We start from the raw sequence: 23456 nt of genomic DNA, 5'->3' as shown, positions 1-23456 counted from the left end.
GGCTTCAGGCGGGTGCGAGCGTCGGATCGGTCGGTGCCGATCCGCCGCCGAGCCGCATGGGCTGGCGCTTCCAGTAGGTCAGCGACCGCCATACCCACTCGAGCGGGCCGAAGCGGAAGTTCCTCAGCCAGATGACGGAGATCGTCATCTCCACGACGGCAATCGTGAGCACGAGGAGATACAGCTGCGAGCGCGTGAGTTCACCGTACAGGCCGAAGCCGAAGCCGTAGAACAGCGTCGTGCAGATCAGCGTCTGGCCGATGTAGTTCGACAGTGCCATCTGTCCGGCCGCCGCGAAACCGCGTTGCAGCCAACGGAGCCAGCCCGCCTTAACAACCGACAGGATCAGCCCGATGTGCCCGACGACCATGGCGAAGCGACTGATCTGGTAGGTCCGGTTGGCTTCTTCGGCGGCAAGGGTGGAATAGGCTCCCGCCTTGAGAATGCCGAGTTCGTAGAGGCCCAGCGAGATGCCCACCGCGTATCCCGCGACCATCATGATGGCGTAGTGCCTCACATGCAGCTGCGCCGAGAGCACGCCGTATTTCAGTAATGCCATGCCGATCAGCATGAACGGGATCATGTCGAGCAGGAGCCAGTAGGGTATCCCGACCCACTGGAACTCGTAGCTGAAGTCCCACTGGCCCTTCACCGCGTCGATGTAGCTACCTTCGTGCCAGCCCTCGAACATCTGGTTGGTCAGGTCGTTCGGCTGCTGGTGCGTTACCAGTTCATCGCGTTCGGAAATCGCCTGCTGCTGGCCGAAATCGAGGGCAGCGCCGTTGGCCTTCGCCGCTTCGGCCGCATTTGCGGCGGCATAGGTTTCGCGCACCTCGCCATAATGCCAGTTGTTGTAGATGCCGGCGATGCAGAGCGCGGCGATACCGATCCCCAGCTGAAGCCGGCGGTCCATCTTACGGAAAGCGAAAAGGACGAAGCCGCACAGCGAATAGGCGAACAGGATCTCGCCGGTCCACAGCAGCAGGCCCCAGTGGATGACACCGAACAGCATCATCCAGCTCATCCGCCGCAAGTGGACGTCTGCCGCGCTGAGGGCACCGCCGGATTTCTCCAGTCGTTCCGCCATCAGGACGATCCCGGCGCCGAACAGCATCGAGAAGATGCCGCGCATGGTCCCTTCGAACCCGACGTTCATGATCTCGAACAGCTTGAGGTCGAGCCCTGTCGACCCGCCAGCGGCATAAGGATTGCCATAGGCCTGCCAGACGAGGCCGAAGGCGGAAATGTTCATCAGCAGGATGCCGAAGACGGCTATCCCGCGAAGTATGTCGAGTGAATCGATGCGATCCGCCTTGGCAACAGGCGCAGCTAGTTCAGGCATAGGGAGTCTCCTCCCCGAGGGTTGATCAGGCCACGACCCGTCTGCCCAGCGGCCATGTCCCCGGTCCCCCAAGGCCGCGGGTGGATGGTATGCGAATTCCGGCTTGGTGGCAAATTGGCGCCCTCAGCCGCGCCACTCACGCCTTTCTTCGGCCGCCTTGAGGACTTCGTAGGCGACCTGGAGTTTCTGGAATTCGGCCGCCGCTTCCTTGTCGCCCGGCTTCACGTCCGGGTGGACAGTCTTGGCCTTTTCGCGCCAGGCCTTCTTGATCGCAACGAAATCGGCGTCGGCTTCGAGTTCGAGCACATCTAGCGCACGCATTTCATCGCGGCTTCGCGAACCATCGCCGCTGCCGGCCCATCCATAGTGCTGAGCTTCGGCATAACCGGCGTTTTCGCTCCGTTCGGCCTTGGCACGTTCCTCGCGCTCGGCCTTGTCGAGACCCTCGAAATAGTCCCACTTGGAATTGTATTCGGCCGCATGCTTCTGGCAGAAATACCAGCGTTCGCGGCTGTTCGGTGCTTTGGGTGCCGGGCAATTGCCAGGCTCGTCACAGCCATGACGGTCGCAGATGCGGACCTGCGTCGCCTCGCGCGACGAGCCGTAGCCCCGCCACCGCGGGAAGCCCCAGTCCATCGAACGGCTAGGCTTGGGCAAGGTAGTCACATGTCGTTTGTCGGGCGGGCATGGCGGTCAATCTAGGCGTGCTGGAAATTCGTGCAAGCTTGGGGAACCAGTTTCATATTGAAATGTTGCACTGCAACTACCAGTTAACGGTTACGCGCTAAAGGCGCCGACCAGAGGTTGAGACGATGAGCAAGCAACTGACCCTTTCCGCATCCGTCGCCGTGCTGAGCATGGCTGCATTTGCAATGATCGCGACCTTCGGCATTACCCCGAAGGAAGACGCGTCGCACACGGCAGGCAAGGCCCCGCTGTTCGAACTTACTGTCGGTCGCTGACCCTCCCCCCCAAAGTCCCTAGGGACTGTCCCAAGAGGCGATCGACATGAGGGGCTCCCGCGATGCGGGAGCCCCTTTTCGCATCAGTTGATGACGATCGTCGCAGCGCGGCGGTTCTGCGCCCAGGCGGATTCGTTCGAACCGAGGGCCACGGGGCGTTCCTTGCCATAGCTGACCACGCGAATGCGGTTCGCGGGAATGCCGACCGAGACGAGGTAGTTCTTCGCCGCATTGGCGCGGCGTTCGCCCAGCGCAAGGTTGTACTCGCGCGTGCCGCGTTCGTCGGCATGGCCTTCGATGGTGAAGTTCAGCTGCGGGTACTGACCGAAGTAGCCGGCCTGCGTCTGCAGCTTCGCCGCATCTTCGGAATCGATATTGAAGCGATCGGTGTCGAAATAGACGACCGTGTTCGCCATGCCCACGGCATCGACGAAATGCTGCTGCGATCCGACACCGGGCCCCATCGGCTCGGTCGATGACGGCGCCGGAGTCGAAGTGGCCTCGGGCGCGGGAGGAAGCTCTGCCGGCGCCTTCTTCTGGCAGGCGGCAAGGGCAATGGTCGATGCAAGCATCAGGCCGGTGGCGATACGGGTATTCATAGGGCTGTCCCCTTTCAAACAGCGTTGCAAACCTGGTTTGCCCCCAAGTGTACTATCTCTCGTTCAATGCATCTACGGCAGGATCGGTCCCCACGAGGGGTCCGAAGCATCGACCTGCGTCGGCAGGCGGCGCAGGTTCTCGCCCGTCAGGTCGACCTGCCACAGCGAGGTCCTGCCACTGTTGCGCTCGGTACGGAAGAACTGGATGATGCGGCCGTTGGGCGCCCAGGTCGGTGCCTCGTCCTGCCAGCCATTGGTCAGCGTGCGGACGCTGCCGCCCGACGGCGTCATGACCGAGATGTTGAAGCTGCTGGCATTGGTGAAGGCGATCTGGTCGCCGCGCGGGCTCCATTCCGGCGTGGCACACCGCCCGCCGCCGAAGCTGATGCGGCGCTGGTTCGAACCGTCGGCGTTCATGACGTAGCATTGCTGCGTGCCCGAACGGTCGCTTTCGAAGACGATCTTGCTGCCATCGGGGGAATAGGACCCGCCGATATCGATCCCCGGCGTGTCGGTCAGCCGCCGCGGCTCGCCACCTGACGCAGGCACGCGGTAGATGTCGGTATTGCCGTTGACCGCCATCGAATAGAGGATCCACCTGCCGTCCGGGCTCCACCGCGGGGCGAAGGTCGGGTTGGTGCTCTGCGTCACCAGCGTCTGCTTGCCCGTCCCGATATCGTAGATGTAGATGCGCGGATTGCCGTCAATATAGCTAAGGTAGGACAGCTTCTTGTAGTCGGGCGAATAGCGCGGGGTCAGGGCGGTCGAACGGCCGGTGGTGATGAAGCGATGGTTCGCCCCGTCGCTGTCCATGATGGCGAGCCGCTTGGTCCGGTTATCCTTGGGCCCGGTTTCGGCGATATAGGCGATGCGGCTGTCGAAGAAGGGGCTCTCGCCGGAGAGGCGCGAATAGACGAGGTCCGCGCATTTGTGCGCGGCGCGACGCCAGTCGGCGGGCTGGACTACCCAGCCTTCGCGTACCAGCTGGCTCTGCAAGGCCATGTCGTAGAGGTAGCAACCGACCGTCAGCTTGCCGTCGCTGCGACCGCGGACGTAGCCATGGACCAGCATTTCCGCGCCGCGGTTCGACCAGGTGGGAAAGTTGGGCGCGGTAATCTCGGCAAAGCGCGGCTGCGGCAGCGCATCGGGGCCGGTCGGCTTGAAGAGGCCGTTGTTCCTGAGGTCCGCCGTGATGACGCGAGCGAGTTCCTTGCCCAGAGCCGCTGTCCCGCTGCTATGCGCCGGGGTCGGCACGTCGGCGTCGGTCGCAAAGCCCGGGATGGCGATACCGAGATCGTCGAGATTGCCTTCGAAGCTGACCGAACCCGTTAGGCCTTCGCCTTCGTCCACGGTCTCGACCTCCCCGCCTTCCTGGACCGCCTGTCCGAGATCCTGATTCTGCGCCAGCACAGGCGCGGCAACCAGCGCGAGGGTCGCGAGCAGAAGATATTTCATTGGGCGAGTCTCCAGTCGAAGCCAAAGGGACCGACCAGCTTCCAGGCCTCGTAGAATTCGGGCGGAAGGTCGGTGAAGGGTGCGGCAAGCTGGACGGCCCTGATGGCCTGTTCGGCATGGCGTTCGGCCTGCGCGCGGTTGGTGTCGTTGATGCCGGTCTGGCGAACCACGGTCGGGCGCCCGGCAAGGCTGCCGTCGGGATTGAGGCGGAAGCGAAGGTAAGTAGTGATGCGATCGACGTCGGGGCCGCTCGGCGGTTGCCACTTGGGCTTGATCCGACGGGCGATCGCCTGGACGAGAGAAGCCTTGGCGCTCGCACCGATCTGCGAGGCAGGGACGCGGGTCTCGCTGGTCGTGGTGCTGCTGCCCGAGCCTTCGAGGAAGTTATCGCCCAAGCGCGAACCACCGCCCTTGTCCTGCTTGCGCGGGGGAGTCTGCGTGCGCGGCGGGTCGGGGCGACGACGCTCGCGGTTGTCGGGCCGCGCGGTCGGAGCGGGAACGGGAGACTGGACGCGCGGGGCAGGCGCCGTGGTCTCGCGCGGTGCGGGTTGGTCGGGCGCTGGTGCGGGTGCATCCGAAATGGTCGGCGCTGTCGCGGCGCGGCTTTCCGCCACCGGATCGGGCGCAGTCGCTTCGAGACCAACATCCTCGGCCAGGCTCACCGTCATGCGTTCGGGCTTTTCGAAGGTCGGCGCGGGCAGGAGTCCCTGGACGAACAGCGCGACAAGGATGAGCAGGTGCAGGCCGAGCGCGACCAGCAGGCCGGTCTTCTCTTCCTTTCGCAACATGCTCGCTCCCATGCTCATCGGGCTATTCCTGCTGCGATGAACCGTTGTTGACCGGCGCGCGAACTCCGCCGCCATTCGTCACGAGCGAAATGCGGTTGAGCCCTGCGCGGTTGAGTTCGCCCATCACCGCCATGACGCGGCCGTAGTCGAGCGCGCGGTCGGCGCGCAGGGTGATATCGGGGCCTTCGCCAGTCCGCGGGAGATTCTTCAGCGCCTCGGGCAAGCCGCCTACGGGTACCCGCGCATCGTCTATATAGACGTATCCGCTCTCGTCGATGCTGATCGTCACCTGCTGCTGTTCCTGCGGCAGCGCCGAGGCCCGGCTGTCGGGCAGGTTAATCGGGACACCCGCGGTCAGCAGCGGTGCAGTGACCATGAAGATGATCAGCAGCACCAGCATGACGTCGACGAGCGGGGTGACGTTGATCTCGGACATCGGACGACGCCCGCTGCCGCGCCCGCGCCGCCTGCGCCCCCCGCCCGATGCAAGGCCCATCGCCATTCAGAGCGCCTCCAGCTGGCGGCTGAAAGTGGCCGAAAGCTTGTCGGCGAAGCGGGTCAGTCGCGCTTCGTAGCGGTCCACGCGGTGGCTGAAGCGGTTGTAGGCGATCACTGCCGGGATGGCAGCAAAGAGGCCGATTGCGGTGGCAAAGAGCGCCTCCGAAATGCCCGGCGCGACGACGGCGAGGCTGCTGCTTTCCTGCGCGCCTATCTGGAAGAAGCTGTTCATGATGCCCCAGACCGTGCCGAACAGGCCGACGAAGGGGGCAACCGCACCGACCGTGGCGAGAAAGTTCAGCCGTTCGGCAATGTCATCCGCCTCGAGCGCGATCTGGCTATCCATGGCCGAAGCGATGCGGGCGCGCAGCGCCTCGGGATCGCGCACCGTGGTCTTGGTGGAGCGGCGCCATTCGCCGACCGCCGCCTGCGCCACACGCGCCGCAGGGATGTCCTTGTTGCCGCGTTCGGAAGTGAAGCGGTCGAAATTGTCCGCCTGCCAGAACTCGCTTTCATACTCGATCGTGCGAGCGCGCATGTTGCGCATGCGGATCGAGAAGCTGACGATGATCATCCAAACCCACACGCTGGCGAGCAGCAGTCCGGTCATCACCAGCTGGACGACGATATCGGCGTCGAGGAACAGGCGGATGGGGTCGAGCCGCGTCGGGGCGGCGGCGATCAGAAGAAGGGCGATCGAGCTCATTGGTCCTCTTGTGCGGCAAAACGCGCGAAGGCCGCGCGCCATTCCTCGGGCTGGCGTTTGGGCCTGCCCTCGGGTGAAACGAAGCCGACACGCAAGTGCGCCTCGGCCAGCAATTCGTCACCCCTCCACGCCTTCTGATGCATGCGACATGAAGCGGCACCGAGTTCGGTGCAGCGAGTCTCGATGAGCACGTCATCGTCGAGCTTGGCAGGGCGCAGGTATTTGAGCGTGAGTTCGGACACCGCATAGGCGCCCTCGCCCGCCTCGATCGCGGCGCGCTGGTCGATTTCTAGTCGGCGCAGCAAGTCCGATCGCGCACGCTCGAACCAGCGCAGGTAATTCGCGTGGTAGGTGATGCCCGAAAGGTCGGTGTCCTCGTAATAGACGCGCACCGCGTAAAGGTGGCGGCCCTTGTCGAGCAGTCCGTCGGGGGGATTGGGCATAGTCATGCGTCAGGCGGCATTAGACGAGCGCCGAGTCGCACGGCAATCGCAAACGACGAAATGAGCGATTTGGGCGATTAACGCCTCAGGATCATCGGCCCGAGCGGCTGTCCGCCGAAGATATGCACGTGGAGGTGGGGAACTTCCTGCCCGCCATGCGCGCCGATATTGGCCATCATGCGATATCCGGGTTCGACCAGCCCCTTGTCGCGCGCGACATTGCCTACTGCGCGGACGAAGCCCGCGATTTCCTCCGCACTCGCCCTGGCGCTGAAGTCGTCCCAGCTGACATATCGGCCCTTTGGCACCACCAGCGTATGGATTTCGGCCTGCGGGTTGATGTCCTCGAAGGCATAGGCCCACTCGTCCTCGTACACCTTGGTCGAGGGGATTTCGCCGCGCAGGATCTTCGCGAAGATGTTGTTGTCGTCGTAGGGCAGGGTCGGGTCGATGGGCATTATTCGCTCCTGCTGGCTTTCTCTTCGATGCCGGACGTGCCCTCGCGCCGGTCAAGCTCGGCAAGCACTTCGGCCAGCGTCACGTCCTTCGCACCGAGCAGGACCATGAGGTGGAACAATACGTCGGCCGCCTCCCCCACCAGTTCCTCGCGTTCGCCCGCGAGCGCGGCAGTGATGGTCTCGACCGCTTCCTCGCCCAGCTTGCGCGCCATGACCGCAAGCCCGCGATGGTTGAGCTGCGCCACATAGCTCGACGCGGGATCTGCATTGCGGCGGGAAGCGATCGTCGCTTCGAGGCGGGAGAGCGTGTCCATCGGACCTATCTGTTGCAGCGCGCCTGTGCGGTCAACCGCGCGCAGGGATGCCGGCATTGCGCAGCGCGGCATGTGCCTCGGCGATCGAGTGCTGACCGAAATGGAAGATCGAGGCCGCGAGCACGGCGCTGGCATGGCCGCGCGTCACGCCTTCGACCAGGTGCTCGAGCGTACCGACACCGCCGCTGGCGATGACCGGCACCGAAACGCTGTCGGCAATCGCGCGGGTGAGTTCGAGGTCGTAGCCAGCCTTGGTACCGTCGCCGTCCATCGAGGTGACGAGGAGTTCGCCCGCGCCGAGTTCGGCCAGACGCTGGGCGTGTTCCACCGCGTCGATCCCGGTCGGCTTGCGCCCGCCGTGGGTGTAGATTTCCCAGCCGCGAAAGGCGCCGTCCGACTGCACTGCCGCGCGCGCATCGACGCTGGCGACGACGCACTGGCTGCCGAACTTCTCGGCGATCTCGCGCACCAGTTCCGGCCGTGCAACCGCAGCGCTGTTGACCGCCACCTTGTCTGCGCCTGCCAGCAGCAGCTCGCGCGCATCCTCGACACTGCGCACCCCGCCGCCGACGGTCAGCGGCATGAAGCAGACTTCCGCCGTCCGCCGGACCATGTCGAGCAGCGTCCCGCGCCCCTCGTGGCTCGCGGAAATATCGAGGAAGCAGAGTTCGTCGGCGCCCGCGCGGTCATAGGCCTGCGCCTGCTCGACCGGGTCGCCGGCATCCTTGAGGTCGACGAAATTGACCCCCTTGACCACGCGCCCGTCCCGCACATCGAGACAGGGGATGACGCGAACGCGGACGGTCATCGCATCGCCCTCTCTGCCATCATCCATACGGCAAAAACTACCATGCAAAGAGTTGCAGCACCCTGCAAACCAAACATTGTCCAAAAGCCCAGCGGATCCTTCTCGATGCTAAAGACGGGCGTACTTCCCTGCCCCCATTCGCGGGCCTTCCACGTTTGAAAGGAGAAGTAAGAGGACAATAGGGCAGCCCCCGCCACCACCAAAAGGAGCCAATCAGGAATCACGTCCGCGCCGCCATCGCCAGCGCCGCCGCAAGGTCGAGCCGCCCGTCATACAACGCGCGGCCGGTGATCACGCCTTCGATCCCTTCGCGTGCGTGGAGCGAAAGCACGTGAATGTCGTCCAGTCCTTTAACACCGCCGCTGGCGATTACGGGAAGGTCTACACGGCGTGCAAGATCGAGTGTTGCGTCTATATTCACGCCCTTCAACAGACCGTCGCGGCCGATGTCGGTGAACAGCAGGCTGGCGACGCCCGCATCTTCGAAGCGGCGGGCAAGGTCGACCACCGAGACGTCGGACACCTCGGCCCAGCCTTCCGTCGCCACCATGCCGTCCTTGGCGTCCACCGCGACGACGATGCCGCCTTCGTATTCGCGGGCCATGTCCTTGACGAACTCGGGGTCCTTTAATGCCGCCGAGCCGATCACGACCCGCGCGACACCCAGATCGAACCACCCTTCGACGGCCTCGGGATTGCGGATGCCGCCGCCGAGCTGGACATAGCCCGGGAAGGCCTCGACGATCCGCTCGACCACTTCGCGGTTGCGGCTCTCGCCCGCGAAGGCGCCGTCGAGATCGACCACGTGGAGATGTTCCGCCCCCGCCTCGGCAAAGGTCAGCGCCTGCGCTACCGGATCATCGCCATAGATAGTCGCGCGGTCCATATCGCCTTCGGCCAGGCGGACGACCTGGCCATTCTTGAGGTCGATGGCAGGAAAGACGATCACGGATTCCACTCCAAGAAACGGCCCAACATGGCGAGCCCGTAGTGCTGGCTCTTCTCGGGATGGAACTGCACCCCGGCGATATTGTCGCGCCCCACTGCCGCCACCAGCCCCCCGCCATGGTCGGTCATCGCGAGCACATCCTTACCGCTCTCGGCATGGAAGTGGTAGGAGTGGAGGAAGTAGGCCTCTCCGTTCTCAACCAGGTCATGGTACTTCGCGTGCGGCGTCAGCGCGACGTCGTTCCAGCCCATGTGCGGTACCTTTACCGTCTCGTCGGAAGGTTTGATCAGTCGCACCTCGCCCGGAATCCAGTCGAGCCCCGGAGTGACCGCGTGTTCGAGGCCCCTGGTGGCGAGCAATTGCATCCCGACACAGATGCCGAGGAACGGCGCACCGCCGACGAACACGCGCTCGTGCATCGCCTCGACCACGCCCTTCGCCGCATGAAGCCCCTCGGCACATGCCTTGAAACTACCCACGCCGGGCAGGACGATGCGATCCGCAGCGCGCACCACATCTGGGTCGGCAGTGACCGTGACCGACGCCCCGACCTTGCGCAGCGCGTTCTCCACTGAATGCAGATTGCCCGCGCCGTAATCGACGAGGGCGACGACCTCAGCCACCCAATTGCCCCTTGGTGCTAGGGATGGCCCCGCCCTTGCGCGGGTCGACCTCGACCGCGGCACGCATGGCGCGGGCGAAGCCCTTGTAGATCGCTTCGCAGATGTGGTGGTTGTTGGTGCCGTAGAGCAGCTCCACGTGCAGCGTCAGGCCGCAGGTCTGGGCAACCGAGTGGAACCAGTGTTCGATCAGTTCGGTGTCCCACTCGCCCAGCTTTTCCTGGCTGAACCCGGCCTTCCACACGAGATAGGGGCGGCCCGAAATGTCGAGCGCGACGCGTGCCAGCGTCTCGTCCATCGGCGAATAGGCGCTGCCGTAGCGTGCGATCCCGCCCTTGTCGCCGAGTGCGGCGGAAAGTGCCTGGCCGAGCGCCAGCGCGCTGTCCTCGGTCGTGTGGTGCTGGTCGACATGCAGGTCGCCATCGACCTTCATGGTCACGTCGATCAGCGAATGCTTGGCGAACTGTTCGACCATGTGGTCGAGGAAGCCGATCCCTGTCGCCACCTCGTACTTGCCCGTCCCGTCGAGATCGACCTCGACGAGAATCTTCGTTTCCGCAGTATTGCGTTCGATACGGCCTGTTCGCATGGCAGTCGCCTATAGGCCAAGCAGGTCCGCGCGCAAGGAAATGAACCGCTTTCAAGGGTAAAGTCAGGCTTAAAGCGCTTGACCCGCCGCCCTTCGGGTATCACCTAGCGCGCATGAGCGACGACACGCCCGACAGCCTGATCCCTTACGACTCCATCGTGCAGGAGGCTTTGCGTGCAGTCGTGGGCCGCGTGCTGGGCGAGATCGAGGATACCGGCGGCGAACTGCCGGGTGCCCACCACTTCTACATTACCTTCAAGACCCATGCGCCCGGCGTGGTCATCCCGCAGAACCTGCGCGAGCGGTTTCCCGACGAAATGACCATCGTGCTGCAGAACAAGTTCTGGGGCCTCAACGTGCGCGAGGACGGGTTTTCCGTCGGCCTGTCGTTCAACCAGGTCCCGGCTGAACTCGACATCCCATTCGCCGCAATCACCCAGTTCGTCGACCCGGCGGTAGATTTCGGCCTCCAGTTCCAGGCAACCGTCGCCGACATGGCTCCGGCGCCGACCGAACTGCCGGAGAACGACGGCCCCGAAGACGGCACGCCCAAGACCGACGATGGCTCCAACGTCGTGACGGTCGATTTCGGCCGCAAGAAGTAACCCGGTGGCGAAGCGGAAAAACCGCAAACCCTCGACAAAGGGCGCGAAGGTCCCGGGCCCGACCGAGAACCCGCTCACAAACCTCATGCTGGCCGATGTCGCGATCCGCGCGGGGTCCTATATCGTCCGTCGTACGGTCGAAAAGGGTTTCCTGCGCGGCCGCTACGGCAAGGAAGCGGCTCGGGACATCATCCAGAACAAGACTTTGGGCCAGACCGTGGTGTCGTTCGGACTGGCCAGGCTGGCGACACGCAACCTGCCCGGCGCGATAATCGTCGGCGGAGGCGCGCTTGCGAAAACGCTCTACGACCGGCGCAAGTCGAAGCGGAAACAGCAGGCCGAAGGCGACGCCCAGCTGATCGAGCAGGCGCAATCGGAGGAATAGGGTCCGCCCGGCCTTGATTTGACCCGCCGCCTTGGCCCAAAGGCGCACATGGCCGATTCCACTGCATCCACCAGCGACACTGTCCGACCCAACCTCGCACGGCGCGGGCTCATGTTCATCCTGTCCTCTCCCAGCGGCGCGGGCAAGACGACGATCAGCCGCATGCTGCTGGATGCGGACGAAGAAATCCGCCTGTCGGTCAGCGTCACCACCCGCCCGCCACGTCCGGGCGAGATCGATGGGACCCACTACTATTTCGTCGACGATGCCGAGTTCGACCGGATGGTCGAGGAGGACGACTTTTACGAATGGGCGCATGTATTCGGGCACCGCTACGGCACCCCCAAGGGCCGCATCCGCTCGGCGCTGAAGGAGGGGCAGGACTTCCTCTTCGACATCGACTGGCAGGGTACGCAGCAGCTCTACCAGAAGGACCGGCAGGACGTCGTCAGCGTGTTCATCCTTCCGCCCAGCCTTGCCGAACTGCGCCGCCGTCTCGAAAGTCGCGCCCAGGATAGTGCAGACGTGATCGATGCGCGCATGGATCGCGCCCGCGGAGAAATCAGCCACTGGGCCGAATACGAATATGTCGTGGTCAACGACGACGTGGACGCGTGCTTCGAGAAGGTTCGCGCCATTCTCGAAGCCGAGCGGATGGAGCGAACCCGGCAAACCGGACTCATCCCCTTCGTGCGGGAACTTATGTCCTGAGACGGGTCGGGCGGCGTTCGGCCGCCCGCGCGATTATCGCTTGCCGATCAGCGAGCCGAGGAACTTGCGACCATCGGTGTGCTGGACTTCGAAGATCAGGAATACTTCCTCGCGGTCCGGCCCGGCGAGCGACCCTACGTACTTGCCCTTGAAGGCGTTGGCAGTGTCTTCGGTGTCGCCTGCAAAAACACCGCTGTCGGTCAAGGTCGAGGAAATCGGCAGAGCCGCACGCACCACGGGCGCACCCGCAACGAACTCGACGACCTGAATCGTTCCGGCGATCTTCTTGTCGCTGGAGGTGACGGTAAGAGTCGTCGCCGGCGAGCTGAACACGCCAGGCGGGGTTTCACCCGACTTGCCCCCAACCACCTGCGCAGTCCCCGTGTAAGCAAGGTTCGATGCAATGGCCGTGGTCGTGGTCACGGTGTTGTAGAAGATCGAATAGCGGTAACCATGGAGGTTTCCTACCACCGTCTCGCGCGTGTAAGGAATGGTGGTCTCGTATGCGACCCGCAAGACATTGTCGAAGGGCAGCTCCATCGATAGGCCGTCGCTACCCTTGCGATAGGTCCGCAGCGTCGGCGAGGCGGTGAGCAGGTCAGCCGCAGAGAAAGTCGTGAGGGTCGACGGGTCGGGCCATTCCAGGGTCACGCTCTCTGGCGAAACAGCAAAGGTGATCTTCGCCTCCCCACCGCGTCGCGACCCTTCGCTCCAGACTTCGGATCCACCGGTCGGAGCGAAGTAGGCATAGTTGAAAGACGTGCCCGAAGCCGTTGCCGTAAAAGCCTTGGTGAAATCGAAATCGATCGTGGTCGGCGGTGTCGGAGTCGGCGTTCCAGTCGAAGTCGGGGTCGGAGTTGGCGTTGCGCTATCGCCCCCGCCGCAAGATGCGAGCAGGGCACAGCAGGCAGCGGCGCTGGCGAAAAACACGGACTTGTTACGCAAGATAAACGACCTCTTCCTCGGGAGCGTTGCCAGCCTTGGCATGTGCAAGGCCGCTCGAATAGCTTTGCAGGCGAGATTCCCGCAAGTGATTTCCCGAAACCGCAGCGTTGGACAGTGGCTCAGGGGAGACCGGCGCGCCCCACATCGACGGTGCAGGCGTAAATTCGGCCAGCCTTTTCGGCACTTGCATGTTCGCGATGCGAAGAAGGTGCCGTCAGCGTGAACAACGTGCGCCCGTCCGCTCCGCCAAGCATGCAGGCGTAGCAATTGAGACCCTCGGTCTCGACGATTTCGAGAACCTCACCGCCTTCCGCTATCCGCACGCACCGTGGCGCCAGCGGGTCCGCGATCCAGATCGCACCTTCGGCATCGAGGCAGATGCCATCCGGAATATGCGGCAAGGTGGAGGCCCATACCCGGCGGTTCGAGAGGCTTCCGTCATCGGTAATGTCGAACGCGGTGAGCCTACCGGCCAGCGTCTCGCCAACGATCAGCGTCTTGCCGTCGGGCGTTATCACCGTGCCATTGGGGAAGCCGAAGCGTTCATTCCCCGCAGCTGAGCGGACCGTCCCGTCCATCTCAACCAGCGCCAACGGCGTGGTCGGGTGGTTGGCGAGCACGCTCTCCGGGCCACGTGCCGACAGCTCCGCGTCGAGATCAAAGCCGAAGTTGCCGACATAGGCCCGGCCCTTCGGATCGACGACCATGTCGTTGCACCAGAAGGTGGCGATGCCGGACAAGTCCGCGTGGCGTTCCAGCCGTCCGTCCGGCCAGCGCCGCCAAAGCTCCTGTGCCTGCATCTTGACGAACAGCAGCGAGCCGTCGGGCATCCAGCCGAGGCCCGAGGATTGCTCCTCGCCCTCGAGCTGGAGTTCGACCCGCATGTCGCCGCCGGCCTCGCTCACCGAATAGATGCGGTGGGCGTAAAAGTCGGAGAACCACAGCCGCCCCTCACGCCAGCGTGGCCCTTCGGCAAAGTGGATGCCGTCGGCGACGAGGCGCTGGGTGCGGGACATGGCGTTACTCCATCAGGGCTGGGCGAAGTGGCTCGGCAGCAGGGCGTTGACGATGCCTCCGTCGACGGTGAGAGTCTCGCCGATCGTGTAGTCTCCCGCACGGCTGGCGAGATACACGGCAGTTCCGCCCATGTCGTACTTGTCGCCGACGCGCTTGTTGGGGATGCCTGCGGCGCTTTCCGCCTCGTGATCCCGCGCCGCGCGGTTCATGCTCGACGGGAAGGCCCCGGGTGCAAGGCTGGTGACGTAGATGTGGTCCTTGACCAAACGTGCAGCCATGCGCCGTGTCAGGTGGATCAGCGCCGCCTTCGATGCCTGGTAGCTGTAGGTCTCCCAGGGGTTGACCCGCTGGCCGTCGATCGAGGTGATATTGATCACCTTCCCCGGCCGCTCTGGCGAGGCGGCGGCAGTCAAAAGGCCGTGGAGCTTCTGGGTCAGGAAGAAGGGGGTCTTGACGTTGAGGTCCATGACCTTGTCCCACCCGGCTTCGGGGAAGTCGACATAATCGACGCCCCAGGCAGCCCCGGCATTGTTGACCAGGATGTCGAGCTTGTCCTCCCGGGCGGAGATTTCCTCCACTAGCGCATCGATCCCGGCGATGGTCGAGATGTCGCCCTGGATGCCGATGACTTTCTCACCCAGCTCGTCGCAGGTTTCCTCGATCTCGTGGATCTTGCGCGCGGTGATGTAGACGCGGTCGATGCCGGCAGCGAGGAAGCCTTCGACGATCATCTTGCCGATGCCGCGGCTGCCCCCGGTCACGAGGGCAACCCGCCCCTTAAGGCTGAACAGGTCTTCAAGGTTCATCAGTTTTCTCCCGATCAGTATCCGCTCATCTCGGCCACACGACCTGCGTGGTAGTACTGGTCACCCAGGAACTCCTGCAGGGCACGTTCGCGCTTCATGTAGAGGCCGATGTCGTATTCATCGGTCATGCCGATACCGCCGTGCATCTGGACACCTTCGCGCACCGCAAGCCCCGCGACCTTGGCAACCTTGGCCTTGGCGACACTGGCCATGAGGTCGGCCTTCTCGCTTCCGGCGTCGAACAGCTGGGCGGCCTTGATGGTCACGGCGCGGGCGATCTCGACTTCGGAATAGAGGTGCGATGCGCGGTGCTGGAGGGCCTGGAACTCGCCGATCACCTTGCCGAACTGCTTGCGCTGCTTGATGTAGTCGACGGTCATGTCCATCGCACCGCGAGCGACGCCGACACCCTCGGCAGCCGAACCCACCCGACCGGCAATGAGCATCGCATTGAGCACATCGCGACCGCCATCGACCTCGCCGATCACGGCATCGCCGTCGAGCTCGACATTGTCGAAGGTCACATGGCTGGCCATCGAGGCATCGACCAGTCGGACGCTGTCATGGCTCATGCCGGCAGCATCCTGCGGCACGGCAAACAGGGTGACCCCGTCCTTGTCGGCATCGCTGCCGGACGTGCGTGCCGCGACGACGATCATTTCGCTGGACGCGCCGTAGACCACGAAGTCCTTCTTGCCCGACAGGCGGAAGCCGTTGCCCGATTTCTCGGCGCGGCAGGCAATGCGTTCGGGACGGTGCTTGATGCCTTCGTCGATAGCGACGGCATAGACCTTGTCGCCCGAAACGAGGTCGGGAAGCCAGCGGCCCTTCACGTCATTGCTGCCGTGCTTGAGCGCGGTGGCCGCCAGCACGGAAGACGAAAGGAACGGTGATGGGGTGAGGTTGCGCCCGATTTCCTCGAGCACGATGTTCGCCTCGACCTGGCCCATTCCCAGTCCGCCGTCGTCCTCGCCCACCAGCATGCCGGTGAAGCCCATCTCGGCGAACTGCTTCCACAGTCCGTGACCGAAGCCGTCCTTGCAGTTGCGGTCGCGCCAGTGGCGCAGCTGGTTCTTGATCGAACCTTCCTCGGCCATGAACTGGCTGGCGGTTTCGGCCAGCATGGTCTGGTCGTCGTCGTAGTACAGAGGCATCGATCAGGCTCCCGGCAGGTCGAGGATACGCTTGGAAATGACGTTCAGCATGACTTCGGACGTGCCGCCCTCGATGCTGTTCGCCTTGGTGCGCAGCCAGTTGCGCGACGGCTTGCCGCCGTCGGTCTCGCCGCTATCCCATTCGAGCGCCCGTGTGCCGCCCGCGGCCATCATCAGCTCGTGGCGACGCTTGTTCAGCTCGGTACCGGCGTATTTCATCATGTTCGGCTGTGCAGGATGCGCCTTGCCGACCTTGATTTCGTCGAGGAACTTTTCGCCCATCGCCGAATAGGCGAGCGCATCGACATCGAACTGGGCCAGTTCGGCACGCAGCACCGGGTCGAGTTCGCCCGACAGGCGCAGCATGGCAGCTCCGATCGCGCTGGTCCGGTCGCCGCCATCGGCGCCCGAGATCATCTCGCGTTCGTGGCCGAGCAGGTACTTGGCGACATCCCAGCCGCGGTTGACCTGACCGACATAGGCAGGAACGTCCTCGCCGTAGCTCTTGGGCACCTGCACATCGTCGAAGAAGGTCTCGCAGAAGGGCGAACTGCCGCTGATCAGCAGGATCGGCTTGGTCGACACGCCCGGGCTGGCCATGTCGTAGAGCATGAAGGTGATGCCCTGGTACTTGTTCTCCTTGTCCGTACGGACCAGGCAGAAGATCCAGTCGGCCTTGTCGGCATAGGAGGTCCAGATCTTCTGGCCGTTGACGACCCAGTGGTCACCCTTGTCCTCGCCATAGGTCTGCAGGGAAACGAGGTCCGAACCCGAGCCGGGTTCGGAATAGCCCTGGCACCAGCGGATTTCGCCCCGGGCGATTTCGTTGAGGAAACGCTGCTTCTGCCCCTCGGTACCGAAGTGGAGCAAAGCCGGGCCGAGCATCCAGATGCCGAAACTCGACAGCGGCGGACGTGCGCCAATGGCCGCCATCTCTTCGCGCAGGACCTTTGCCTGTGCCGGCGAGAGACCGGCACCGCCGTATTCCTTCGGCCATGCTGGAACGGTGTAGCCCTTGTCGCGGCAGGCTTCGAACCAGGCCTTCTGCGCGTCGTTCTTGAAAGTCGCGTTGCGGCCGCCCCAATAGACATCGTCTTCGTCGCGAACGGGCTCGCGCATTTCGGGGGGGCAGTTCGCTTCCAGCCACGCGCGCGTTTCCGCGCGGAAGCCTTCCAGATCCGTGTCGGACATGTGCCGAATCCTCTCTTCTAAAAGCTCGGTATGTTGACGCTTACGTTAGGGTGATTCGCCACTCGCACGCAAGGGCGGTCGCGATGCCCCGCATTGCCGTAGCGTCAGGCAGAATTCGTTGACGCGATAGCTTCCGCGCCTAAGCTTGGCCGCGAGAAATTCGGGGAGAGAGTAGGCATGCGATTCTCGGGCAAGACGGTTGTCGTCACCGGTGCGGCATCAGGCATCGGGGCTGCTGCGGCTGCGCTTTTTGCACGCGAAGGCGCTATTGTTTTTGCGAGCGATATCGACGTTGCTGGTGGCGAAAAGCTGGCTGCCGAGACCGAAGGCGATGTCCGTTTCGTCGAGTGCAATGTCTGCGACACTGCAAGCATAAAGGCGCTGATGGACCGCGCCGCCGCAGAAACCGGCGGCATCGATGTCGTCTTCAACAATGCCGGTGCGGGCGGCGCGCGGCCGGATATTTCCGAGATCGAACCCGACGAGTGGGACCGCACGATGGACCTGCTGTTGCGCTCGGTGGCGATGGGAATCCGCTATGCCGTGCCGCACATGATGCATCGCAAGGGCGCGAGCATCGTCAACGTGTCGAGCGTTGCCGCAGTCGGTCCGGGCTATTCGCCGACCGCCTATGCCGTTGCCAAGGCTGGTGTGCTCCACCTGACGAAGTGCGCGGCGATGGACCTCGCCAAGCACGGCATCCGCGTGAACGCGGTCCAGCCGGGCTTCATCAACACCAACATCTTCACCTCCAGCCTCGAAGTGCCGGACGAGATCAAGGACATGGCAAAGGCGGCAATCGCCCAGTTGTCCAGCAACGCGCAGCCCGTGGCGCGCGGCGGGCAGCCGATCGATATCGCCAACGCGGTCGCATTTCTTGCCAGCGACGCGGCGAGCTTCATCACCGGGCAGTCCATGATCGTCGATGGCGGCCTGACGGTCGGCCCCCGGCATAGTTGGGATGCCGAGGCTCCGCGCATGTTCTCCACTCTGGAGGCCATGGTCGAGCAGGCTCAAGCGGCCAAGCAGAACGCCTGATGGCAATTTCCGCCGCCAGCGACACGATTGCCCCGCCCCCGGCGGAGCGTCTGCCGACGCGGCTGAAGATATTTCACGGCTTCGGATCGATCGCCTACGGCATCAAGGAGAATGGCTTCGCCACCTTCCTCCTGCTGTTCTACAACCAGGTGGTAGGGATCGATGCGGGGCTGGTGGGCACCGCCATCATGGTCGCGCTGATTGCGGATGCTTTCGTCGACCCGGTCATCGGCGAACTGACCGACCGCACCCAGACGCGATGGGGCCGCCGCTTGCCCTGGCTCTACGGCGCGCCGATCCCTCTCGCGCTTGCCTGGATGATGCTGTGGAGCCCGCCGGAAGGCAGCAACACGCTGGTCCTCGGCTGGCTGATCGGCTGGGCGATCATAGTGCGCTCGCTGGTCTCGATGTGCGAAGTGCCCTCCGTCGCGCTCGTACCCGAACTGACCGCCGATTACGACGAGCGCACCATCCTCATGCGCTATCGCTTCCTGTTCGGTTGGGCAGGCGGACTGCTGATCCTGATCATGGCCTACGGCATCTTCTTCAAGGACAGCGGAGAGACCGATCCGGCCGGATATTACGCCTACGCGCTTTCCGGTGCGGTACTCATGGCGGGTGCAGTGCTCTTGTCTGCGCTGGGACAGCACAAGCGGGTGGCCCATCCCTCTCCCCCGCAACCGCGTCACGCGGGCGGCCTTCGCGCTATCGCTGCGGAGATGCGCAAGACCCTGTCCAACCGCGCCTTCCTGTGGCTGGTCTTTGCAGCCCTTTTCGCCTTTACCAACCAGGGCATCGCATTTTCGCTGACCAACTACTTCCTCGGCTTCCTGTGGCAGTTCACGCAAGGCGAGAAGGTCGCATACGGGTTGCTCCTGTTCGTGACGATGATGGCAGCTTTCGTAATCATCCCGCCACTCGCCAGGCGGCTTGGCAAGCGGGAGGCGGCCCTGATCGCCGGGGCCACCTCGGTCACTTTCAATGCCGGACTGTTCCTCAGCTACTATTTCGGGATTTTCCCGGGCCTTCCCGGAAAGCCCTCGGTTGCAGCCATGTTCGCGATGATTTTCCTCGCCAACACAGCAGCGATCACACTGATGGTGCTGTCGAGTTCGATGATGGCCGACGTGGTCGAAGCATCGCAGGCCGAAACCGGTCGCCGCAGCGAAGGTCTTTTCTTTGCCGGCTACTTCTTCATGCAGAAATGCGCGACCGGTGCCGGAATTTTCCTGGCCGGACAGATCCTGAGCTGGGCCGCCTTCCCGATCGGTGCTGCACCGGGAGAGGTGGCACAGGACATCATTTCCAACCTCGCGCTCGGTTACGTTGTGGTGCTGTCGGCAGTCGGGTTCACCGGCCTGATGGTGCTGCGTCGCTTCCCCATCGACCGCGCGAGCCACGAACGGCGGCTGGCTGTGCTGAGCGATGCTGCGAGGGCAGACCTCGACGCTGAAGGGATGCACCCGTGAGGTGGAACAATTGAATCATGGCTTGGCGCGGCCAATCAGGCGTGCCAGTTTCCTAAAGCAACGGAATCGAGAGAGAAGGATAGAGACGATGGATTTCGAACCGACAGAACGGCAAGCATACTGGCGCGACCGGGTGAAGAACTTCATCGACGCTCACGTCCGTCCCGCGGTCCCGACCTACAAAAAGCAGGACGCCGAGGGCGACCGGTGGAAGGTCATTCCGGTGGTCGAGGAGCTGAAGGCCAAGGCCAAGGCCGAGGGTATCTGGAACCTCTTCATGCCGCCGCGCAATGACGGCCACCACCATGTCGACGAGACCTACGAGTTCGAAGGTCCTGGCCTGACCAACCTCGAATACGCGCTCTGCGCCGAGGAAATGGGTCGCGTCGGCTTCGCCTCGGAAGTGTTCAACTGCTCCGCACCGGACACCGGCAACATGGAAGTGTTCCATCGCTACGGCACCCGTGAGCAGAAGGACCAGTGGCTGACCCCGATCATGAATGGCGAGATTCGCTCTGCCTTCCTCATGACCGAACCCTTCACTGCCTCGTCCGATGCGACCAACATCGAAACCCGGATCGATCGCGATGGCGACGAATACGTCATCAACGGCCGAAAGTGGTGGTCCTCGGGCCTCGGCGATCCGCGCTGCAAGGTCGCGATCGTCATGGGCAAGACCGACTTTTCGGCCGGCCGCCACGCCGCGCAGTCGATGCTGCTGATGCCGCTCGAGAACACGCCGGGCGTCAACATCCTGCGTCATTTGCCCGTGTTCGGCTATGACGATGCGCCGCACGGCCACATGGAAGTGGAAATGAAGGACGTCCGCGTCCCCGTGACCAACATGCTGCTGGGCGAAGGCCGCGGCTTCGAGATCGCGCAGGGCCGCCTCGGGCCGGGCCGCATCCACCACTGCATGCGCACCATCGGCGTTGCCGAAGAGGCGCTGGCGAAGATGTGCAAGCGCCTCCAGGAGCGCGAAGCTTTCGGCAAGCCGATCTACAAGCACTCGGTCTGGGAGGAACGCGTCGCGCGTGCCCGTATCGACATCGACATGACGCGCCTGCTCTGCCTCAAGGCGGCCGACATGATGGACAAGGTCGGTAACAAGAACGCCAAGCAGGAAATCGCCATGATCAAGGTCCAGGCGCCGAACATGGCGCTCAAGATCATCGACGATGCCATCCAGGCCCATGGCGGCGGCGGCGTGAGCGAGGACTACGGTCTCGCATCGGCCTATGCCCACCAGCGCACCCTGCGCCTTGCCGACGGCCCGGACGAAGTCCACGCTCGCTCGATCGCGCGCATGGAATTCGCCAAGCACCTGCCCGAAGCTGGCCCCACCGCCAACGCCCTGCGTGACGGCAAGGCCCCGACCTCGGGTAATGACAATCTGTCCTCGGGCGACATGGGAGTGGCGCGCTGATGGCAAAGGCGGCAATCCTCGAGAGTGTCGGCGGACTGACGATCGGCGAGGTCGAACTCGCCGATCCGGGCCCGCACGAGGTCCTGATCGACACCAAGGCCTGTGGCCTGTGCCACTCGGACCTGCATTTCATCGAGGGTGCCTATCCGCACCCGCTGCCGGCCATTCCGGGCCACGAGGCGGCGGGTGTGGTCCGCGCGGTAGGAAGCGAAGTGAAGACGGTGAAGCCGGGCGACCACGTCGTCTCCTGCCTCTCTGCCTTCTGCGGCCACTGCGAATTCTGCGTCACGGGCCGCATGGCGCTGTGTCTCGGGGCCGATACTCGCCGTGCGCCCGACGCCAAGCCACGCATCATGCGTGCTGACGGCAGCGGACCGGTCGGCCAGATGCTCAACCTTTCGGCATTCTGCGAACAGATGCTGATCCACGAACATGCCTGCGTCGCCATCGACAAGGACATGCCATTGGACCGCGCTGCGGTGATCGGGTGCGCGGTAACCACCGGTGCGGGTACGATCTTCAACGCCTGCAAGGTCGTCCCCGGCGAAACCGTCGCCGTCGTCGGTTGCGGCGGCGTAGGACTCGCGGCGATCAATGCGGCCAAGATCGCAGGCGCGGGCAAGGTCATCGCTATCGATCCGATTGCCGAAAAGCGCGACCTCGCGCAGGTGCTCGGCGCGACCCATGCGGTCGATGCCATGGCCGACGATGCCGTCGACCAGGTGATGAAGATTTCCGGTGGAGGCGTGCATCACGCGATCGAAGCCGTGGGCCGGCAGGCCTCTGCCGACCTCGCGGTCAAGATCCTGCGCCGCGGCGGGACCGCGACGATCCTCGGCATGATGCCGCTCGACTGCAAGGTCGGCCTCGGCGCGCTCGACCTGCTGTCGGGCAAGAAGCTGCAGGGCGCGATCATGGGGATGAACCACTTCCCCGTCGACCTGCCGCGCCTCGTGGATTTCTACATGCGTGGCCTGCTCGATCTCGACACGATCATTGCCGAGCGGATCCCGCTCGAGAAGATCAACGAAGGCTTCGAAAAGATGAAGGGGGGCCACTCCGCTCGCAGCGTGGTGGTGTTCGACTGATGGCGGAACAGGCTGCAGCACCGATCGATTTCGACAAGGAAATGGTCGGCACCGTCGAGGTGTCCGACGCCGACAAGATGGACCTCGACGCGCTGACCGCGTGGTTCGAGGCCAATGTCGATGGATACGAAGGGCCGATCAGCTATTCGAAGTTCAAGGGCGGGCAATCGAACCCGACCTATCGCATCGACACGCCGAACCGGTCCTATGTCCTGCGCCGCCAGCCCTTTGGAAAACTGCTGCCGAGCGCGCACGCGGTGGACCGTGAATACAAGGCCATGCATGCACTCGGGCCGACAGGTTTCCCCGTGCCCAAGACCTACGGCCTGTGCGAAGACCCGGAGGTCATCGGGTCGAAGTTCTTCGTCATGGGCCTCGCCGACGGGCGGTCCTTGTGGAACGGTTCGCTGCCGAACAATACGCCCGAAGAGCGGCGCGAAATCTACAATTCGATGATCGATACCTTCGCCGATCTCCACACCACCGATCCCAATGCGATCGGACTTTCGGATTTCGGCAAGCCGACAGACTATTGCGCGCGCCAGATCAGCCGCTGGACCAAGCAGTACAAGCTGTCCGAAACCGAGCACATGCCGAAGATGGAGCGGATGATCGAATGGTTGCCCGAGACCATTCCGCCGCAGCACGAAAGCTCTGTCGTCCATGGCGATTACCGCCTCGACAACATGATCTTCCACAAGACCGAGAACCGCGTGCTCGCGGTGCTCGACTGGGAACTGTCGACACTGGGCGATCCGATTGCGGACTTCAGCTACCTCATGCTCAACTGGCACAATCCCGCCGACGGTCGCGCAGGTTTGCAGGGGCTTGACCTCAAGGCGCTCGGCATCCCGACACAGGAAGAGGCGGTCGAACGCTACGTCGCTCGCACCGGCTATCCGGTCCCGCCAATGGACTGGTACTTCGCCTACAACCTCTTCCGCCTCGCGGGCATCATGCAAGGCATCAAGAAGCGCGTCATCGACGGCACCGCTTCGTCGGCCCACGCCAAGTCGATGTCGGATCGCGTCGCGCCGCTGGTCGACCGTGCGTATGACTTCGCAGTCGCCGCAGGGATGGACTAGCGCTG

General features: G+C 63.8%; 28 protein-coding genes. 9 read left to right on the top strand and 19 right to left on the bottom strand.

Translation table 11 applies throughout. The annotated features are described in order from the left end of the window. Positions 1-4: 4 nt before the first annotated feature. Both RAM60_RS00530 and RAM60_RS00525 read right to left on the bottom strand, forming a co-directional pair. A complete protein-coding gene (locus RAM60_RS00530; protein ID WP_369026031.1) occupies positions 5-1342 on the bottom strand; it encodes a DUF418 domain-containing protein in 1338 nt (445 codons plus the stop codon). Between the two features lie 123 nt (positions 1343-1465). Next, a complete protein-coding gene (locus RAM60_RS00525; protein WP_369026032.1) occupies positions 1466-1999 on the bottom strand; it encodes a J domain-containing protein in 534 nt (177 codons plus the stop codon). Between the two features lie 155 nt (positions 2000-2154). Between RAM60_RS00525 and RAM60_RS00520 the strand changes: the two genes are divergently transcribed. Next, positions 2155-2304 carry a hypothetical protein gene (locus tag RAM60_RS00520; protein ID WP_369026033.1) on the top strand — a complete coding sequence of 50 codons (150 nt, stop codon included), beginning with the start codon at positions 2155-2157 and terminating at the stop codon, positions 2302-2304. 83 nt (positions 2305-2387) lie between these two features. Here RAM60_RS00520 and pal read toward each other — a convergent pair whose 3' ends face one another. From pal to hisB, 12 genes are all read right to left on the bottom strand, one after another. After that, positions 2388-2903 (bottom strand): peptidoglycan-associated lipoprotein Pal, encoded by a 516-nt coding sequence (pal, locus tag RAM60_RS00515; RefSeq protein WP_200982172.1) that lies wholly within the window; start codon positions 2901-2903, stop codon positions 2388-2390. A 72-nt stretch (positions 2904-2975) separates the two neighbouring features. Beyond that, positions 2976-4358, bottom strand: a complete 1383-nt coding sequence (gene tolB, locus RAM60_RS00510) for a Tol-Pal system beta propeller repeat protein TolB (RefSeq protein WP_369026034.1) — start codon at positions 4356-4358, stop codon at positions 2976-2978. Then, positions 4355-5146: a cell envelope integrity protein TolA gene (gene tolA, locus RAM60_RS00505; RefSeq protein WP_510639982.1), complete on the bottom strand. Its 792-nt coding sequence runs from the start codon at positions 5144-5146 to the stop codon at positions 4355-4357. The genes tolB and tolA overlap by 4 nt, the downstream gene beginning before the upstream one ends. Positions 5147-5168: 22 nt before the next feature. Further along, entirely contained in the window at positions 5169-5648 is a 480-nt protein-coding gene (locus RAM60_RS00500; protein ID WP_369026035.1) for an ExbD/TolR family protein, read from the bottom strand. Next, positions 5649-6350: a protein TolQ gene (tolQ, locus tag RAM60_RS00495; protein WP_369026036.1), complete on the bottom strand. Its 702-nt coding sequence runs from the start codon at positions 6348-6350 to the stop codon at positions 5649-5651. Then, entirely contained in the window at positions 6347-6799 is a 453-nt protein-coding gene (locus tag RAM60_RS00490) for a YbgC/FadM family acyl-CoA thioesterase (protein WP_369026037.1), read from the bottom strand. The genes tolQ and RAM60_RS00490 overlap by 4 nt, the downstream gene beginning before the upstream one ends. Before the next feature lie 71 nt (positions 6800-6870). After that, positions 6871-7251, bottom strand: a complete 381-nt coding sequence (locus RAM60_RS00485; protein WP_369026038.1) for a histidine triad nucleotide-binding protein — start codon at positions 7249-7251, stop codon at positions 6871-6873. Continuing rightward, positions 7251-7565: a phosphoribosyl-ATP diphosphatase gene (locus RAM60_RS00480; RefSeq protein WP_369026039.1), complete on the bottom strand. Its 315-nt coding sequence runs from the start codon at positions 7563-7565 to the stop codon at positions 7251-7253. Before RAM60_RS00480 ends, RAM60_RS00485 begins: the two co-directional genes overlap by 1 nt. Before the next feature lie 31 nt (positions 7566-7596). Continuing rightward, a complete protein-coding gene (gene hisF, locus RAM60_RS00475) occupies positions 7597-8373 on the bottom strand; it encodes an imidazole glycerol phosphate synthase subunit HisF (protein WP_369026040.1) in 777 nt (258 codons plus the stop codon). A gap of 220 nt (positions 8374-8593) precedes the next feature. Next, a complete protein-coding gene (gene hisA, locus RAM60_RS00470; RefSeq protein ID WP_369026041.1) occupies positions 8594-9322 on the bottom strand; it encodes a 1-(5-phosphoribosyl)-5-[(5-phosphoribosylamino)methylideneamino]imidazole-4-carboxamide isomerase in 729 nt (242 codons plus the stop codon). Then, positions 9319-9945, bottom strand: coding sequence for an imidazole glycerol phosphate synthase subunit HisH (hisH, locus tag RAM60_RS00465; RefSeq protein ID WP_200982156.1), 627 nt, complete (start codon positions 9943-9945; stop codon positions 9319-9321). The genes hisA and hisH overlap by 4 nt, the downstream gene beginning before the upstream one ends. Then, positions 9938-10531, bottom strand: coding sequence for an imidazoleglycerol-phosphate dehydratase HisB (gene hisB / locus RAM60_RS00460; protein WP_200982154.1), 594 nt, complete (start codon positions 10529-10531; stop codon positions 9938-9940). The genes hisH and hisB overlap by 8 nt, the downstream gene beginning before the upstream one ends. Before the next feature lie 113 nt (positions 10532-10644). On the opposite strand from hisB, the gene RAM60_RS00455 reads away from it, so the two are divergent. Genes RAM60_RS00455 through gmk form a run of 3 tightly spaced genes read left to right on the top strand, consistent with a single transcriptional unit; the run spans position 10645 to position 12232 of the window. Beyond that, the gene (locus tag RAM60_RS00455) at positions 10645-11136 is read left to right on the top strand and encodes an SspB family protein (protein WP_200982152.1); all 492 of its coding nucleotides are present in this window, start codon (positions 10645-10647) and stop codon (positions 11134-11136) included. A gap of 4 nt (positions 11137-11140) precedes the next feature. Beyond that, positions 11141-11521: a hypothetical protein gene (locus RAM60_RS00450; RefSeq protein WP_369026042.1), complete on the top strand. Its 381-nt coding sequence runs from the start codon at positions 11141-11143 to the stop codon at positions 11519-11521. A gap of 48 nt (positions 11522-11569) precedes the next feature. Further along, the gene (gene gmk / locus RAM60_RS00445; RefSeq protein ID WP_369026043.1) at positions 11570-12232 is read left to right on the top strand and encodes a guanylate kinase; all 663 of its coding nucleotides are present in this window, start codon (positions 11570-11572) and stop codon (positions 12230-12232) included. A gap of 33 nt (positions 12233-12265) precedes the next feature. On the opposite strand, the gene RAM60_RS00440 is transcribed toward gmk, so the two are convergent. The 5 genes from RAM60_RS00440 to RAM60_RS00420 all read right to left on the bottom strand — a co-directional run bounded on the left by RAM60_RS00440 (position 12266) and on the right by RAM60_RS00420 (position 17345). Continuing rightward, positions 12266-13177 carry a hypothetical protein gene (locus tag RAM60_RS00440; RefSeq protein ID WP_369026044.1) on the bottom strand — a complete coding sequence of 304 codons (912 nt, stop codon included), beginning with the start codon at positions 13175-13177 and terminating at the stop codon, positions 12266-12268. A 119-nt stretch (positions 13178-13296) separates the two neighbouring features. After that, positions 13297-14193, bottom strand: coding sequence for an SMP-30/gluconolactonase/LRE family protein (locus tag RAM60_RS00435; protein WP_369026045.1), 897 nt, complete (start codon positions 14191-14193; stop codon positions 13297-13299). Between the two features lie 12 nt (positions 14194-14205). Beyond that, positions 14206-15000, bottom strand: coding sequence for an SDR family oxidoreductase (locus RAM60_RS00430; protein ID WP_369026046.1), 795 nt, complete (start codon positions 14998-15000; stop codon positions 14206-14208). 14 nt (positions 15001-15014) lie between these two features. Continuing rightward, positions 15015-16154: an acyl-CoA dehydrogenase family protein gene (locus RAM60_RS00425; protein WP_369026047.1), complete on the bottom strand. Its 1140-nt coding sequence runs from the start codon at positions 16152-16154 to the stop codon at positions 15015-15017. Between the two features lie 3 nt (positions 16155-16157). After that, a complete protein-coding gene (locus RAM60_RS00420; protein ID WP_369026048.1) occupies positions 16158-17345 on the bottom strand; it encodes an acyl-CoA dehydrogenase family protein in 1188 nt (395 codons plus the stop codon). 177 nt (positions 17346-17522) lie between these two features. Here RAM60_RS00420 and RAM60_RS00415 point away from each other — a divergent pair, with 177 nt between their 5' ends. The 5 genes from RAM60_RS00415 (at position 17523) to RAM60_RS00395 (ending at position 23451) form a co-directional block, all read left to right on the top strand. Further along, a complete protein-coding gene (locus RAM60_RS00415; RefSeq protein WP_369026049.1) occupies positions 17523-18383 on the top strand; it encodes an SDR family NAD(P)-dependent oxidoreductase in 861 nt (286 codons plus the stop codon). Next, positions 18383-19852: an MFS transporter gene (locus RAM60_RS00410; protein WP_200982133.1), complete on the top strand. Its 1470-nt coding sequence runs from the start codon at positions 18383-18385 to the stop codon at positions 19850-19852. Before RAM60_RS00415 ends, RAM60_RS00410 begins: the two co-directional genes overlap by 1 nt. Positions 19853-19940: 88 nt before the next feature. Then, the gene (locus RAM60_RS00405) at positions 19941-21278 is read left to right on the top strand and encodes an acyl-CoA dehydrogenase family protein (RefSeq protein WP_369026050.1); all 1338 of its coding nucleotides are present in this window, start codon (positions 19941-19943) and stop codon (positions 21276-21278) included. Next, positions 21278-22366: a Zn-dependent alcohol dehydrogenase gene (locus RAM60_RS00400; protein ID WP_200982129.1), complete on the top strand. Its 1089-nt coding sequence runs from the start codon at positions 21278-21280 to the stop codon at positions 22364-22366. Before RAM60_RS00405 ends, RAM60_RS00400 begins: the two co-directional genes overlap by 1 nt. Continuing rightward, positions 22366-23451, top strand: a complete 1086-nt coding sequence (locus tag RAM60_RS00395) for a phosphotransferase family protein (RefSeq protein ID WP_369026051.1) — start codon at positions 22366-22368, stop codon at positions 23449-23451. Before RAM60_RS00400 ends, RAM60_RS00395 begins: the two co-directional genes overlap by 1 nt. The last annotated feature ends 5 nt before the right edge of the window (positions 23452-23456 follow it).

Origin of the sequence: Qipengyuania sp. RANM35 (assembly GCF_041021145.2) — a bacterium.
Lineage (GTDB): Bacteria > Pseudomonadota > Alphaproteobacteria > Sphingomonadales > Sphingomonadaceae > Qipengyuania > Qipengyuania soli.
The sequence above is the reverse complement of the archived record's forward strand: the minus strand, read 5'-3'. Positions and strand labels throughout refer to the sequence as shown.

Coding starts and splice junctions, on each gene's coding strand:
- pal (WP_200982172.1), bottom strand. CDS start 2,903: ATGAATACCCGTATCGCCACCGGCCTGATGCTTGCATCGACCATTGCC.
- RAM60_RS00420 (WP_369026048.1), bottom strand. CDS start 17,345: ATGTCCGACACGGATCTGGAAGGCTTCCGCGCGGAAACGCGCGCGTGG.
- tolA (WP_510639982.1), bottom strand. CDS start 5,146: ATGTTGCGAAAGGAAGAGAAGACCGGCCTGCTGGTCGCGCTCGGCCTG.
- RAM60_RS00480 (WP_369026039.1), bottom strand. CDS start 7,565: ATGGACACGCTCTCCCGCCTCGAAGCGACGATCGCTTCCCGCCGCAAT.
- RAM60_RS00455 (WP_200982152.1), top strand. CDS start 10,645: ATGAGCGACGACACGCCCGACAGCCTGATCCCTTACGACTCCATCGTG.
- tolB (WP_369026034.1), bottom strand. CDS start 4,358: ATGAAATATCTTCTGCTCGCGACCCTCGCGCTGGTTGCCGCGCCTGTG.
- RAM60_RS00530 (WP_369026031.1), bottom strand. CDS start 1,342: ATGCCTGAACTAGCTGCGCCTGTTGCCAAGGCGGATCGCATCGATTCA.
- hisF (WP_369026040.1), bottom strand. CDS start 8,373: ATGACCGTCCGCGTTCGCGTCATCCCCTGTCTCGATGTGCGGGACGGG.
- gmk (WP_369026043.1), top strand. CDS start 11,570: ATGGCCGATTCCACTGCATCCACCAGCGACACTGTCCGACCCAACCTC.
- hisB (WP_200982154.1), bottom strand. CDS start 10,531: ATGCGAACAGGCCGTATCGAACGCAATACTGCGGAAACGAAGATTCTC.
- RAM60_RS00520 (WP_369026033.1), top strand. CDS start 2,155: ATGAGCAAGCAACTGACCCTTTCCGCATCCGTCGCCGTGCTGAGCATG.
- RAM60_RS00400 (WP_200982129.1), top strand. CDS start 21,278: ATGGCAAAGGCGGCAATCCTCGAGAGTGTCGGCGGACTGACGATCGGC.
- RAM60_RS00430 (WP_369026046.1), bottom strand. CDS start 15,000: ATGAACCTTGAAGACCTGTTCAGCCTTAAGGGGCGGGTTGCCCTCGTG.
- RAM60_RS00435 (WP_369026045.1), bottom strand. CDS start 14,193: ATGTCCCGCACCCAGCGCCTCGTCGCCGACGGCATCCACTTTGCCGAA.
- RAM60_RS00395 (WP_369026051.1), top strand. CDS start 22,366: ATGGCGGAACAGGCTGCAGCACCGATCGATTTCGACAAGGAAATGGTC.
- RAM60_RS00415 (WP_369026049.1), top strand. CDS start 17,523: ATGCGATTCTCGGGCAAGACGGTTGTCGTCACCGGTGCGGCATCAGGC.
- RAM60_RS00485 (WP_369026038.1), bottom strand. CDS start 7,251: ATGCCCATCGACCCGACCCTGCCCTACGACGACAACAACATCTTCGCG.
- RAM60_RS00410 (WP_200982133.1), top strand. CDS start 18,383: ATGGCAATTTCCGCCGCCAGCGACACGATTGCCCCGCCCCCGGCGGAG.
- RAM60_RS00490 (WP_369026037.1), bottom strand. CDS start 6,799: ATGACTATGCCCAATCCCCCCGACGGACTGCTCGACAAGGGCCGCCAC.
- tolQ (WP_369026036.1), bottom strand. CDS start 6,350: ATGAGCTCGATCGCCCTTCTTCTGATCGCCGCCGCCCCGACGCGGCTC.
- RAM60_RS00425 (WP_369026047.1), bottom strand. CDS start 16,154: ATGCCTCTGTACTACGACGACGACCAGACCATGCTGGCCGAAACCGCC.
- RAM60_RS00500 (WP_369026035.1), bottom strand. CDS start 5,648: ATGGCGATGGGCCTTGCATCGGGCGGGGGGCGCAGGCGGCGCGGGCGC.
- RAM60_RS00405 (WP_369026050.1), top strand. CDS start 19,941: ATGGATTTCGAACCGACAGAACGGCAAGCATACTGGCGCGACCGGGTG.